The organism is Paraburkholderia sp. IMGN_8 (assembly GCF_038050405.1).
Lineage (GTDB): Bacteria > Pseudomonadota > Gammaproteobacteria > Burkholderiales > Burkholderiaceae > Paraburkholderia.
The window spans coordinates 3305096-3317877 of sequence record NZ_CP150901.1 but is presented as its reverse complement, the minus strand read 5'-3'; the positions used below and the strand labels follow the sequence as shown (position 1 = coordinate 3317877).

Annotated in this window: 10 protein-coding genes; 6 read left to right on the top strand and 4 right to left on the bottom strand. The window is 63.3% G+C overall.

The window, feature by feature from the left end; translation table 11 throughout:
* Positions 1-365: 365 nt before the first annotated feature.
* Positions 366-2156: a tannase/feruloyl esterase family alpha/beta hydrolase gene (locus tag WN982_RS36085; RefSeq protein ID WP_341319537.1), complete on the top strand. Its 1791-nt coding sequence runs from the start codon at positions 366-368 to the stop codon at positions 2154-2156.
* Between the two features lie 89 nt (positions 2157-2245).
* Here WN982_RS36085 and WN982_RS36080 read toward each other — a convergent pair whose 3' ends face one another.
* The 4 genes from WN982_RS36080 to WN982_RS36065 all read right to left on the bottom strand — a co-directional run bounded on the left by WN982_RS36080 (position 2246) and on the right by WN982_RS36065 (position 7251).
* Positions 2246-3547 carry an HlyD family efflux transporter periplasmic adaptor subunit gene (locus WN982_RS36080; RefSeq protein WP_341316767.1) on the bottom strand — a complete coding sequence of 434 codons (1302 nt, stop codon included), beginning with the start codon at positions 3545-3547 and terminating at the stop codon, positions 2246-2248.
* 37 nt (positions 3548-3584) lie between these two features.
* Positions 3585-5093: an efflux transporter outer membrane subunit gene (locus WN982_RS36075; protein WP_341316766.1), complete on the bottom strand. Its 1509-nt coding sequence runs from the start codon at positions 5091-5093 to the stop codon at positions 3585-3587.
* A gap of 52 nt (positions 5094-5145) precedes the next feature.
* The gene (locus tag WN982_RS36070; RefSeq protein WP_341316765.1) at positions 5146-5583 is read right to left on the bottom strand and encodes a MarR family transcriptional regulator; all 438 of its coding nucleotides are present in this window, start codon (positions 5581-5583) and stop codon (positions 5146-5148) included.
* A 105-nt stretch (positions 5584-5688) separates the two neighbouring features.
* On the bottom strand, positions 5689-7251 hold the full coding sequence (locus WN982_RS36065) for a DHA2 family efflux MFS transporter permease subunit (protein ID WP_341316764.1): 1563 nt from the start codon (positions 7249-7251) through the stop codon (positions 5689-5691).
* A 465-nt stretch (positions 7252-7716) separates the two neighbouring features.
* On the opposite strand from WN982_RS36065, the gene WN982_RS36060 reads away from it, so the two are divergent.
* The 5 genes from WN982_RS36060 to WN982_RS36040 all read left to right on the top strand — a co-directional run bounded on the left by WN982_RS36060 (position 7717) and on the right by WN982_RS36040 (position 12582).
* On the top strand, positions 7717-8460 hold the full coding sequence (locus tag WN982_RS36060) for a DUF3348 domain-containing protein (protein ID WP_341316763.1): 744 nt from the start codon (positions 7717-7719) through the stop codon (positions 8458-8460).
* A gap of 10 nt (positions 8461-8470) precedes the next feature.
* Positions 8471-10567 (top strand): DUF802 domain-containing protein, encoded by a 2097-nt coding sequence (locus WN982_RS36055; RefSeq protein ID WP_341316762.1) that lies wholly within the window; start codon positions 8471-8473, stop codon positions 10565-10567.
* Entirely contained in the window at positions 10564-11211 is a 648-nt protein-coding gene (locus WN982_RS36050) for an OmpA family protein (RefSeq protein ID WP_341316761.1), read from the top strand. Before WN982_RS36055 ends, WN982_RS36050 begins: the two co-directional genes overlap by 4 nt.
* A complete protein-coding gene (locus tag WN982_RS36045) occupies positions 11204-11878 on the top strand; it encodes a DUF2894 domain-containing protein (protein WP_341316760.1) in 675 nt (224 codons plus the stop codon). Before WN982_RS36050 ends, WN982_RS36045 begins: the two co-directional genes overlap by 8 nt.
* A gap of 110 nt (positions 11879-11988) precedes the next feature.
* Complete coding sequence (locus WN982_RS36040; protein WP_341316759.1) at positions 11989-12582, top strand: ParB/Srx family N-terminal domain-containing protein; 594 nt, start codon at positions 11989-11991, stop codon at positions 12580-12582.
* The last annotated feature ends 200 nt before the right edge of the window (positions 12583-12782 follow it).

The following is a 12782-nucleotide window of genomic DNA, read 5'->3' as shown; positions in this document are numbered from 1 at the left end:
GATGACCGCCGTCCCGCTGGCATGTCTACCTCGTTGATTTTCCAGAGATTTCGGATTGCAGAAGAATTCGGATTTTCGTTCGTTTTCGGTTTGGGCATCTTGAGAGATCTGGATTGCCCGTTCTCATCTTCCTCCAGTCGACACTTTCGCTCCTTCTTCCGCGTCCGCTCGCCGCATATATTGGTACGCGCACATCGAGGCCGCTTCTTCCGGTGTGCTTCATGCAATCGCCGCTGCCAATGGCCACTGATAGCGCCAGCCCCGCGGCAAATCGACGATAACGACAGGAGACAAAGATGCCTGTACTCTGGAACGCAGGATGGGTGACACGAGGTTTGCTGATAGCGACTCGAGTCTTGGGAAATATGAGGTTCCTTCAGCGGGGCGCCGCCGGCCGATTGTTGACCGCGCTCGCCGGAGCTGCCGCTCTGCTTGTGATGATTGCCTGGCCGTTGGGCGCAAGCGCTGCCACAGGGATGGCAAACCTCCCGGCGGTCATGCCCGCCATGGACTGCTCGGCCGTAGCGAGCCTGGACTTGAGCGGGGTGACCGACGGCACAGTCACCATTACATCCGCGACGCTGCTCCCTGCGGGGACGAGCGTGGGGAATACCACACTGCCCACGCCCGTTTGCGACGTGAAGGGCAGTATCGGTCCCGGCGCCTCGCTGTTCGAGTTGCGCCTGCCGACTCAGGGCTGGACGCAACGCTATCTGCAGACCGGTTGTGGCGGCCTCTGCGGCAACCTCTCCATCAGTGCGCCGATGGCGACAACGTGTGTGCCCGTCACCAACGGACAGATCGCCGTGGCCGCGACCGACATGGGTCACGAAGGAGGTTACGACGGATCATGGGCGCTCGACCCCAACGCAAAGATCGATTTCGCCTATCGTGCTGAGCACGCAACTTCGCAGGTGGCCAAGGCGATCATCAACAAGTTTTACGCCCGGCCGGCGAAGTATTCGTATTTCGACGGTTGTTCCGATGGCGGCCGTGAGGCGTTGATGGAGGCCCAGCGCTACCCGGAGGACTTTGACGGCATCGTTGCGGGTGCCCCTGCCAACGACCTCCTTGTGCAGAATACGTTTCATCACGCCTGGCCCGCGGCGGTGAACGTCGATCCGACGACCGGCAAGTACATCCTGCTGGCGAGCAAGCTGCCGCTGATCCACGCGGCTGTATTGAAGGCGTGCGACAACATCGATGGCGTCGCCGACGGGGTGATCGACGATCCGCAATCCTGCCACTTCGATCCAATGACGATGCTTTGTGCGAAAGGACAAGCCGCGTCGACCTGTCTCTCGCAGGCGGAGGCAACTGTCGTGCGCCAGATACACGATGGGGCGACCGATGCGAACGGGGCTCACCTCGAGCAGCCCATCTCGCGTGAATGGGGTTCAGAGCTGAATTGGAATTTGTTCGTGCCGGATACGGACGCCGGGCCGAGCGGAACTATCGGCTTCGTTTTGCCATTCCTGCGCTACCTCGACTACTTCAACGGCTCCAACCCTGCCGCCACGATTACCGACCTGAAGTTCACGATCGATTCCTTCGTGAAGACGGTGCAGACTTCAAACTATCTCGCGGCAACCGATCCCGACCTGCGTCAATTCGCCAGTCACGGCGGCAAGCTGATCTTGTGGCACGGCCTGGAGGATCAACACATCTCGCCACAGTCGACGCTTGAGTATTACCACGAGATGAGAAAGCTCATGGGTCACGAGCGGTTCGAACAGTTTGCCAGGCTTTACCTGTTCCCCGGAGTCGCGCACTGCGGTGGCGGAAACGGGCCGAACGTTTTCGACATCCTGACGCCGGTGATGGCGTGGACCGAGAGCGGCACGAAGCCCGGCAAGGTGGTGGCGTCGATCGTGGACACGAGCGGTCAGACCACACGTACTCGCCCGGTGTTTCCGTATCCGACCGTGGCCCGCTACACCGGCTCCGGCAGCACGGACGACGCTGCCAACTTTGTGCCGTATACACCGCAAGGTGACTCGCACGTCAATTGGCACTGGGTCGGTGAGTGGCTCTATTCGCCGGGCTACGAGGCCTCGTGCCAGGCTCAGGGCTCGCAGCTGGTCTGCAAAGGTGGCAACAACTGGAGCAGTTACCACAAGAGTCAGAGACGCTGGGACGATAACCCTGATCAGTAAAAAGACGCTCAGCCGAGCCGACTTGCGCTCCTGCTACCCGTCCGTCTTGCGAGGCGTGGCGGGTAGCGGGAGGCTTGATTGGCCGGCGGTCAACCCGCGTTGCGCGCCTGAGCGCGCGTCGCAACGTTCTTCGCTGACGGCGCTGCGGCAACCGTGTGCGACGCCACCTCGTTCTGGGTAATGATCTTCGCGATCTCTGCGTCGGCCTGCGCACCGTACTGCGCAAATACATCGGTGTGATAGGCCGTCGTGACCGCGGCGCCGAGTTGCGTGCCGGAATCGTCGCGGGTATCGGTGTCGACTTGCATGGACAGGCCGATACGCAACGGATGCGCTTCGAGTTCATGCTGATCGAGTTGGATACGTACCGGCAGACGCTGGACGATCTTGATCCAGTTGCCCGTGGCGTTCTGCGCCGGCAACACGGCAAAGGCGCTGCCCGTGCCCGCTGAGAAACCCACTACCCGGCCGTGGTATTTGACGCCGGAGCCGTACACATCGGCCGTCAGTACGACAGGCTGACCGATGCGCATATGCCTGAGTTGCCCTTCCTTGAAGTTCGCATCGACCCACACACCGTCGAGCGGCACGATCGCCATCAGCGGCGTACCCGGCGCGACGCGCTGCCCGACCTGCACCGAGCGGCGAGCGACATAACCGGTGACGGGTGCCGGCAACGTGTTGCGTGCGTAGTTCAGGTAGGCATCGCGGACCTTCGACGCAGCGGCCTGCACATTCGGATGCTGTTCGATCGTCGTGCGGTCGGTCAGTGCGTGATTGGCTTCAGCCTGCTGGCGGGCAGCGTCGAGCGCGGCCTGGGCGACGTTCACCGCATCGCGGGCGTGAGCAATGTCTTCGGCAGACACCGCACCCGTGCCGGCGACGGCCTCACGCCGGTGCAGATCGTCGTTGGCGCGAGCGAGGTCCGCCGCGCGTTGGGCCACCGTTGCCGCATAGAAATTGTTGTTCACGTAAAGGCCGCTGACTTGTCGCACGGTCTGGCCAAGCGTCGCCTCGGCGTTCATCAACGCGACTTTCGCATCGGCGCCGTCGAGCGTGACGACCGGGTCGCCTTGCTTGACGATCTGCGTGTCGTCCGCGTTGACCGCCACCACGGTGCCGGTGACCTGCGGTGTCAATTGGACGAGATTGCCGCTGACGTAGGCGTCGTCAGTCGACTGGTAATAACGGCCGTATGTGATGTAGTACGCGCTGTACGCCGCGCCCGCTGCCGCTACGGCTATGCCGAGGAGCGAGAGCAGCAGCTTGCGCTTGCGTGGCGGGGTCGCTTTTGGCGCGTTGTCCGCGGGTGCGGCCGGTGCGCTGCTGGTGTTCTCGATGACTGCATCGGTGTCCGCCGTCTTGCGGTCGGACGTGTCGGTATCGCTCATTTCAGTTCTCCTGACGGGTGTGCGAACGTGTGCCGTATCAACGCGCGGCGACCACGGGGCTGGATTGCGCGGCAGCGTCCGCGCGACGGGTTTCATCTTTCGATGTATCGACATAACCGCCGCCGAGTGCGGAAGCGAGTGCGATCTGCTGGTCGCGGCGGTTCATCTTCAGATCGGCAACGGCCTGATCGGCGTTCAACGCATTCATGTCGGCATTGAGCACGGTCAGCTGGTTGGTCAGGCCGGCCTTGTATTGCGTGATCGCCAGTTGGTCGGCGCTGCGAGCGGCGTCTTGCGCGGCCTGTGCATCGGCGAGTTGTGCATCGCTCGAACGGATCTGCGCAAGCTGCGTAGCAACGTCGGTCAGCGCGGTAATCAGCGTCTGGTTGTAACCGGCCACCGCATAGTCGAATTCGGCGTAACGGCCTTTCAGTTGCGCGCGCAATTCACCGCCATCGAAGATCGGCAGATGGATCGCGGCGCCTGCCGAACCCGTGCGGCTCGCGGCGGTGAGGAACCGGCCGAAGCCGAACGCGTCGAGACCCATGGCCACGCTCAGGTTGATGTCCGGGTAGAACTCGGCCTTGGCTTCCTTTACCTCGTGCGTGAGCGCGTCGACGCGCCAGCGGGCCGCGACGATATCCGGGCGGCGGCTCACCAGATCCGCCGGCAGGTTGTCCGGCAGACGTACTTCGTCGCCGATACCGAGCGCCGGGCGCGCGATCGTCAGACCGCGATCCGGACCTGCCCCGAGCAACGCGGCCAGCTGATAACGCGTGGTCAGAATGCTGCCGTCGAGCGCCGCGAGATTGGCATGGCTCGTGGCGAGATTGGCCTGCGCGGTTTTACGCTCCACTTCGGTATCGAGTCCGGTCGCGATGCGACCCGCCGTGATGCGGTCGATCTGTTCGCGGCGCGTAACCTCCTGCTGCGCGATGTCGCGCAGGGCATACAGACGGGCGAACTGGTTGTAGGTGCGTGCAATCGACGTATTCAGCGTGAGCTTGACGACTTCGGCGTCAGCCTGGCTTGCCTGCACCTGCGACAGGGCCGCCTTCAGCGCTTCCCGGTTCTTGCCCCACAGGTCGAGGTCGTAGGAAGCGCTCAACAGCCCCTTGTTCTCGGTCTGCCAGGAGCCGGCGTAGGGCGGCGGCACGAGCGCGTTGCCGCTGTACTGCTGGCGCGTGAGCGAGTAGTTCGCGTCGACGCGCGGCAGCGTGCTGGCCTTCGCGGTTTCGCTGAACGCCTGCGCCTGGGCGACCCGGGCGCGGGCCTGCGCGAGCGTCGGGCTACCCTTGAGGGCTTCGGCGAGCAGTGCCTTCAGCTGCGCGTCGCCGAACTGGTCGGCCCAGTCCGCAGCCGGCCAGTGACCGCTTTCGGCCGGCAGGCTTTGTGTGGTTTCGAACTGCTTCGGCTCGGCCATCTGCTTGTCGCTGTGGATGCCGGCGTAGTTGGCACAAGCGGAGAGCACGGCAGCGAAGATCACGGATACGCCCAGTTTCGTCACACGGGAGGCGCCACCGGTTTGAGAAGACTGTTTATTCATTTTCTGACCTATCAGTTAATTGGGCAAAAAAAGCGGACCTGCTTAACCCGGCTCATTCGCCGATGAACTTGTGAAGCAGGCGACGCAGCTCTTCGAACTCGGCACTGGTGAACTTCTTCAGGCGCGCGTTCAGCACTTGCGGTGCGATTTCCGGAATCCGGGTTGCAAGTGCTTCACCCTTTTCCGTCAGCGTCAGATTGACCACGCGGCGATCGTCGACGCTACGCGAACGCTCCAGCAAACCCTTCGTTTCCAGCTTGTCCAGCATGCGCGTCATGAGTCCCGAATCGACGCCGAGCAACTTCGACAGTTCGAACGGTGTTGCCGCGACGCCGCGACTGAGTGACAGCACAATGCCCATCTGCTGGCTGCTGATGTCGAGGTCCTTGAGGGCCGCGTCCATCTCCGCCGTAATCATGTTGCGCGCCAGGGTCAGCGTGAGGCCGACGCTGTCCGTAAGCATGAAACTTTCGTTCGTGTAGTGGTCCATGGCGCTCCCCTGTTTGTTGATAATGACAATAGCTGCATAGTCAGATAGTGTCAAGAGGATTTTTGGATCCCGCTCTTCGCGGCGGGTTGCTTTCCCGTCCACCAATCAGTGGCCGCCGGCGCCTGCTGCGCCCGCGCTCGCGCCCTTGCCGGGCTTCGTCACCCAGATCAGCGGAATGATCACGATGAAGATCACCGCCGACAGCCAGAAGATGTCGTTCAGGCCGAGCATCGTGGCCTGCTGGTTCAGCGACGCTTCGAAAAACGCCAGCGCTTTTGGCGTGGCGGCGTTGAGCGTCGTCTGCAGTGAGGCGATGGCGTCGACGAAATTCGGGTTGTTCACGCTCGTCTGTTCGACCAGTTGGGCGTGATGCAGGATCGTCCGGTTGTCCCAGCCCGTGCTCATCAGCGATGTCCCGACCGCGCCGGCGAACACCCGCACGAAGTTGGACAGGCCGGCGGCTGCGGGAATCTTGTCGGGTGACAGCCCCGACAGGATGATCGCAGTGAGCGGTGTGAAGAAGAGGGCGGTGGGAATACCTTGCAGCAGCGTAGGCAGCACTAGCGTGAACGGATCAACGCCCGTGTTGTAGTGAGAGCGCATGAAGAACACGCCGGCAAAGCCGAGGAAGGCCAGCGTCGCGAGCACCCGCATATCCGACTTCGGCATGATCTTCCCCATCACCGGCGCGAGGATCACCGCGAAGATACCGAGCGGCGCCGTCACGAGCCCCGCGTCGACCGAGCGGTAACCGAGAAATCCCTGAATCCACTGCGGCAGGATCACCAGATTCGCAAAGAACACCGCATACGCCACCGAAATCGCCACTGTGCCGCCCAGGAAATTGCGTCCGGCAAAGAGCCGCAGGTCGATGATCGGCTTTTCCTCGGTCAGCTCCCAGATCAGGAAGAACACGAAGCTGATCAGCGCGAACACGCTCAACGCCCAGATCACCGGGGAATTGAACCAGTCGAGGTCCTTGCCCTTGTCGAGCATGATCTGCAGCGACGCGACCCACGCGATCAGCGAGATCAGGCCGACCTTGTCGATCGGCAATTTGCGGGCGGGCGTTTCGCGCTCGCGGTAGATCGCCCAGATCGTCCCGGCGGCGAACAGCCCCACCGGAATGTTGATGTAGAAGATCCACGACCAGCTGTAGCTGTCGGTAATCCAACCGCCTAACGCCGGCCCCGCGATCGGCCCGACTGTTGCCGTCATCGCCCACAGCGACAGCGCGCTCGAACTCTTCTCCTTCGGGAACGAGCCGAGCAGCAGCGCTTGCGACAGTGGCACGAGCGGGCCGGCCACCGCGCCCTGCAAGATGCGGGCGGCAAGCATCACCGGCAGGGTGGGGGCCATGCCGCACAGCCAGGACGAAAAGACGAACAGCAGGATCGCCCAGACGAAAAGCTTCACTTGCCCAACACGCTGCGTGAGCCAGCCGGTCAGCGGGATCGACACGGCGTTGGCCGCGGCGAACAGCGTGATTACCCACGTGCCTTCGTCGACCGATACGCCGAGATTGCCCGATATCGTCGGAATCGCCACGTTGGCGATGGACGAATCCAGCACGTTCATGAAAGTGGCGAGCGCCACGGCGAGCGTGCCAAGTGCGAACCTGGCACCGGTCAGAGGCGCTGGGGCGCCGGGTTGTGTCGACGGGTTCATCTTGCGTCCTGTAAGTTGATCCAGAGGTCGGCTGCCCACTCGCCGGCAGCCGAATTTATCTGATAAGTCAGATAATCAAGCAAAAAAATAAGCCCATCCCGCAGGGAATCTGCACGGCAGCACGCGCAGAACCTCTGACCTAGGCTGGGTGGACGGCGTGGTTCATTGCCGGCCATATTTCTGATACAACATTATCTGATAATGCAGATATATTCAAGGATTTTTAGTGTCGAGGTGTCACGGGTGCGTTGCCGCCCGCCCCGCGGGCGACGAATGGTTGCCGAAGATGTACGGTGTGAATGCGTATTTCCTCAGCCCGGCAGCGGCATTGGAAAGACCGGACAGGGTGACACAACCGGTCTTATCGGCCACGCTGAAATTCCGCGCTCACCCGTCCCACTCACCAAGAGTCGGCAGTCGCGGCCCGCCGGCGTGTAAACTGCTGACTTTTTTGATTCTGGTGGTATGGTGCAAGCCCCACAGCGCACAGCTTTCAGCGGCCCGACGCTCATACGCTTACTTGCGCGCCTGACGGACATCGATGTTCCCGAATCCAGACAATCGCTCTCGGACCGGCTGAGCCAATGGCTTGGCTGGACCGACGCGATCGCGCTGTCCGCGGCGCTGAACGGCAATCCGCCTGCCGCAGCCTCCGGCGCGCGAGCCAACGGCCACGCTGAAGAGAACGAGTGCGCCCGTGTGCGCACCTCGTTGGCGAATGCCATCGTCGGCGATAGCGCGTTCGCCAACGCGAGGCGGCGCGGGTCCGCGCAAGCGCCCCTGCAGGAAGCCCCTGTGGATGCAGCCGTCGATTACGCGGTTTTTCGTCAGCGCTATCTATCCATGCAGCAGGCGATGGAGACGGGCATCGGCAGCCTGCGCGGCCGCCTGCGGGGCACGCTGGCGACCAGGACGCCCGGCCTGGCCCGGCTCGCGGCGGTGGATGCCGTCATGGAGCGCGCGCTGAGCGCGCGCGAGCAGAGTCTGCTGGGCGCCGTGCCCGGGTTGCTCGGCGGGCACTTCGAGCGTTTGCGCCAGGCCGGGCAGGAGACGCTGGCCGACGCTCAAGCCTCAGGGGCCGCCGCCGCGGTCACGCCCAATGCATGGCTGGATGTGTTCCGCAAGGATATGCAGAGCGTGTTGCTCGCCGAATTGGAAGTTCGTTTTCAACCGGTCGAAGGGTTGCTCGCGGCCCTTCGCACCAGCTAACTGGGACACTATGTCCAGATATCTTTTGAATCTTGTTGTTTTTGTTGTTGGTCTGGCCGCCGTGTGCTGGATCGGCGCCGGCTACGTCGGTTCGAACCCGTTGGCGCTGGCCGTCACCCTGTTGGTTGGCGCCTGCTACCTGGCGGGCGCGCTCGAGCTGCGACGCTACAGCCAGGCCACTTCCGCCTTGGCGCGGGCCGTCACGGGCCTGTCCGAACCACCGTCCAGCCTGGGCACCTGGCTCGACCAATTGCATCCCAGCCTGCGCAATGCGGTGCGCCTGCGCATCGAGGGTGAGCGCGTGGCCTTGGCCGGCCCGGCGTTGACGCCGTATCTAGTTGGCTTGCTGGTGTTGCTGGGCATGCTGGGCACGCTGCTCGGCATGGTGGCGACCTTGCGGGGCACCGGCATGGCGCTGGAAAGCGCGACGGACTTGCAGGCTATCCGGGATTCGCTGGCCGCACCGATCAAGGGGCTGGGATTTGCGTTCGGCACCTCGATTGCGGGCGTGGCCACCTCCGCCATGCTCGGGCTGCTTTCCGCGTTGTGCCGGCGCGAGCGGATCCAGGCAGCGCAGATGCTCGATGTGAAGATCGCGACGACATTGCGCATCTATTCGCAGACCCATCAGCGCGAGGAACGCTTCAAGCTTCTGCAGCGGCAGGCCGACGTGATGCCCACGCTGGTCGACCGGCTGCAGACGATGATGGCGGCTATCGAACAACAGAGCCTGGCCTTGAACGAGCGGCAGATCGCCAGCCAGGACGCCTTCCACGGCAAGACAGAGGCCGCTTACACCCGCCTCGCTTCCTCGGTGGAGCATTCGTTGAAGGAGAGCGTCGCCGAAAGTGCCCGCGTCGCCGGCGCGGCGCTGCAGCCGGTCGTGGAGGCCACGATGGCGGGTCTCGCGCGCGAGACGGCCTCGTTGTACGACACCGTCACGCACGCCGTGCAGCGGCACCTGGACGGCCTGTCGAATGGTTTCGAGGCGACGACGACGACCGTCGCGGATATCTGGAACCAGGCACTGGCGGGGCACCAGCGATCGGGCGAGGCGCTTGTCCAGGACCTGCGCACCTCGCTGGATCGATTCACCGAAACCTTCGAGCAACGCTCGGCCGGCCTGCTGGACGGCGTCTCCGTGCGCCTGGAAGCCACGGCAGGCAGTGTGTCGGAGGCGTGGAACCAGGCGTTGACGCGGCAAGAACACCTCGGCGAGAAGCTGGCAAGCCACAACCAGCAAGCCTTGGCGACCGCTGCAGCGACCTTCGAGCAGCACTCGGCGTCGCTGCTACGCACCGTGGACCAGTCGCATACGGCCTTGCAGGCGGAATTGGCTTCGCGCGACCAGCAACGGCTGGCGGCCTGGACCGAGACGCTCGGTTCGATGGCCGCTACGTTGAGTAAGGAGTGGGAGCAGGCGGGCACGCGTACCGCAAGCCGCCAGCAGGAAATCTGCGACACGCTGGCGCAAACCGCACGCGATATATCGGCCCAGACGCAGGCGCACGCCAGCAACACGATCGGCGAGATCTCCCGGCTCGTGCAAGCCGCGTCGGAGGCCCCCAGGGCCGCGGCCGAAGTCGTCGCCGAACTGCGCCAGAAGCTCTCCGACAGCATGGTCCGCGACACCGCGATGCTGGAGGAGCGCAGCCGCCTGCTGGCAACGCTGGAAACCCTGCTCGATGCCGTGAACCATGCCTCCACTGAGCAGCGCTCAGCCGTTGACGCGCTGGTTGCGACATCGGCGGATCTTCTGGATCGGGTCGGCACGCAGTTCACCGACAAGGTCGAGCTCGAGACCGGGAAGCTGGGCGCCGTTGCCGCCCAGGTCACCGGCAGCGCGGTCGAGGTGGCGAGCCTGGGTGAAGCATTTGGCGTGGCCGTCCAGTTGTTCGGCGAGTCGAACGACAAGCTGGTGGCCCACCTGCAGCGTATCGAAGCCGCGCTGGACAAGTCCCTCGCGCGCAGTGACGAACAACTTGCCTATTATGTGGCGCAGGCCAGGGAAGTCATCGACCTGAGCATGATGTCGCAGAAGCAGATCGTCGAAGACCTGCAACAGCTCGCCGGCCAGCGGGCGTCCGTCGGAGCCGAAGCGGCATGAGCGAGGAAATCGACGGTGGCGCGGAAACGACTGCGCCGATATGGCCCGTCTTCGGCGACCTGATGTCGGTGCTGCTGGGCGCCTTCATGCTGATCCTGGTGGGCGTCATCGGCGTGCAGCTGGAACTCTCGACAAGGCTTGCGCAAGAGGTCAAGCAGCGGCAGATGGAAACGCAGCGCCGCAAGACCTTGGAGCAGGCGCTGGCAGGGCCGCTGGCAGCGGGCCGGGTGACGCTGGTCAACGGGCGCATCGGCATCAACGGCAGCGTGTTGTTCGCGCTGAACTCCGATCAATTGCAGCCCGAAGGCCGGGAACTACTGAAGAGCCTGGCCGGCCCTCTGTCCAACTATCTCAAGGCCCGCGACGAAATCCTGATGGTGAGCGGCTTTACCGACGACCGGCAAGTGCGGGACGGCAACCATCGCTTTGCCGACAACTGGGAGCTGTCGGCCCAGCGCGCGTTGACCGTGACCCGTGCGTTGATCGATGCAGGCGTCCCCGCCTCCTCGGTGTTTGCGGCCGCGTTCGGCTCCGGGCAGCCCGTCAGCTCGAATGCCAACGACGAGGGACGGGCCAGGAACCGGCGAGTGGAAATAGCACCTGTCCCGAGGCCGTCGACCACGACGGTGAAGCCCCGTGAGTAGTGGCGGCACGGCGGTGACAAGCGGCGCCCAAGCGAAGCTCGACGCATGGCGCGAGCAGGGCGCCGATCGCCTGGATCCCATCCGCTTTCATTTCATCGAGGCGCTGGACCGGCGGGCGGCCGGCCACAGCGGCGAGGCGCGACGTATCCTGGATGCCAGGCTGTCCAAACTGATCGAGGCCTATGCCGACGATCTCGAGCGCGCCGCATTCAAGACTCGCGATGCCGGTAGCGCGGCATCGCGAGGCGTGCCCGCTCGCGGAGCGCTTGCCGGACTGATCGATTACATCGCCAGCCATGCGCCGGCGGATGGCGGCGGGTCCGCAGCGGGTAACGTTGTCCTGGCCGTGCCCCGGTCCGCCTCCTACCCGGAACTGGAGATGCTCGATTACTTCAGAGAACTCTCGTCCAAGGTCAGGGCGGAGAGGCAGGTGCGGCAGTCGCTGGAGCAAGTGCCTGGGAATGCGGGGCCGCTCAACTCGAGTAGCCTCGTGCACCGATCGCTCTCGCTGATGCGCGAGCTGTCGCCAGGTTATCTCCAGCAGTTCCTGTCGTACGTCGACGCCTTGTCGTGGATGGAGCAGATGAACGGCGGCGGCGCCTTGGCCAGTAAAGATGCGCCTCGCGCCGGGAGCGCCAGAAAGAGTGCCCGGGGCAAATCGCGCTAGCGACGTGAGTGCTGATCTGTACCGACTCCTGTTTTCGTCGCGGTGGGGGAAACATGGCAGTAGAATGCCCCGAAACACAGGGAGGCTGAGCGATGGCTAAGACAATGAGTGTGAATATCGAACAGTTGCGGCCGTTGCAAGCGACGGTCGGCATGATCGAGGTCGACGCGAAAAGAAAACACCTTCTGGCGATGAATGAAAAGGCTTTGAAAGCGTTCCTGAAAGGCGCGCCTATTCCAACGGTGATTGGCAAAAATGACCGCCACTACGTCATCGATCAACACCATCTGGCTCGTGCACTGTGGGATGGAGGGATCACGAAGGCGTTCGCCTCGGTGGCGCAAGACCTGTCGGACCTTCCAGGCAACAAGTTCTGGGACACGGTCATCGCGAAGCAGTGGGTTCATCCTTACGATGAGCGCGGCATCCTGCGGGCACTATCTGCTATCCCGGAAGAGGTCTCAGGGCTAACGGACGACCCCTACCGGAGCTTGGCGGCATTTGTCCGGGATGCCGGCGGCTATCTGAAAACGCCCGAACCGTTCGCCGAATTCCAGTGGGCAGAATTCTATCGAACGCGTATTCCGATGTGGACGAACGAACTCCAGTTCAAAGCCGCCGTTGAACAGGGCGTCCACCTCGCATGGAGTCCTGACGCACGGACGCTGCCGGGTTTCACGTTTCGAGGCCGGAAATCCAGCTAGTTCCTGGTCAGGGGCGTTAGCCGCGATCCAATGATCGCGGTTCCCGTTACCTGATTCGCTGACAAATGCTTCGGCATTCTAACGACTCTGATTAAACAGAGCTTGAACGCCTGGCTACCCGTTTTGCGACTGACCCGACGCTTGTCGTGTCATCCCGCTTGCCATCACGGATGGCGAGATCCATGGACTGACTGAACATG

Bases quoted from the DNA above. Each gene is read 5' to 3' on its own strand.
- WN982_RS36055 (WP_341316762.1), top strand. From the start codon at position 8,471: ATGTCCAGATATCTTTTGAATCTTGTTGTTTTTGTTGTTGGTCTGGCC.
- WN982_RS36080 (WP_341316767.1), bottom strand. From the start codon at position 3,547: ATGAGCGATACCGACACGTCCGACCGCAAGACGGCGGACACCGATGCA.
- WN982_RS36085 (WP_341319537.1), top strand. From the start codon at position 366: ATGAGGTTCCTTCAGCGGGGCGCCGCCGGCCGATTGTTGACCGCGCTC.
- WN982_RS36070 (WP_341316765.1), bottom strand. From the start codon at position 5,583: ATGGACCACTACACGAACGAAAGTTTCATGCTTACGGACAGCGTCGGC.
- WN982_RS36050 (WP_341316761.1), top strand. From the start codon at position 10,564: ATGAGCGAGGAAATCGACGGTGGCGCGGAAACGACTGCGCCGATATGG.
- WN982_RS36060 (WP_341316763.1), top strand. From the start codon at position 7,717: ATGGTGCAAGCCCCACAGCGCACAGCTTTCAGCGGCCCGACGCTCATA.
- WN982_RS36065 (WP_341316764.1), bottom strand. From the start codon at position 7,251: ATGAACCCGTCGACACAACCCGGCGCCCCAGCGCCTCTGACCGGTGCC.
- WN982_RS36075 (WP_341316766.1), bottom strand. From the start codon at position 5,093: ATGAATAAACAGTCTTCTCAAACCGGTGGCGCCTCCCGTGTGACGAAA.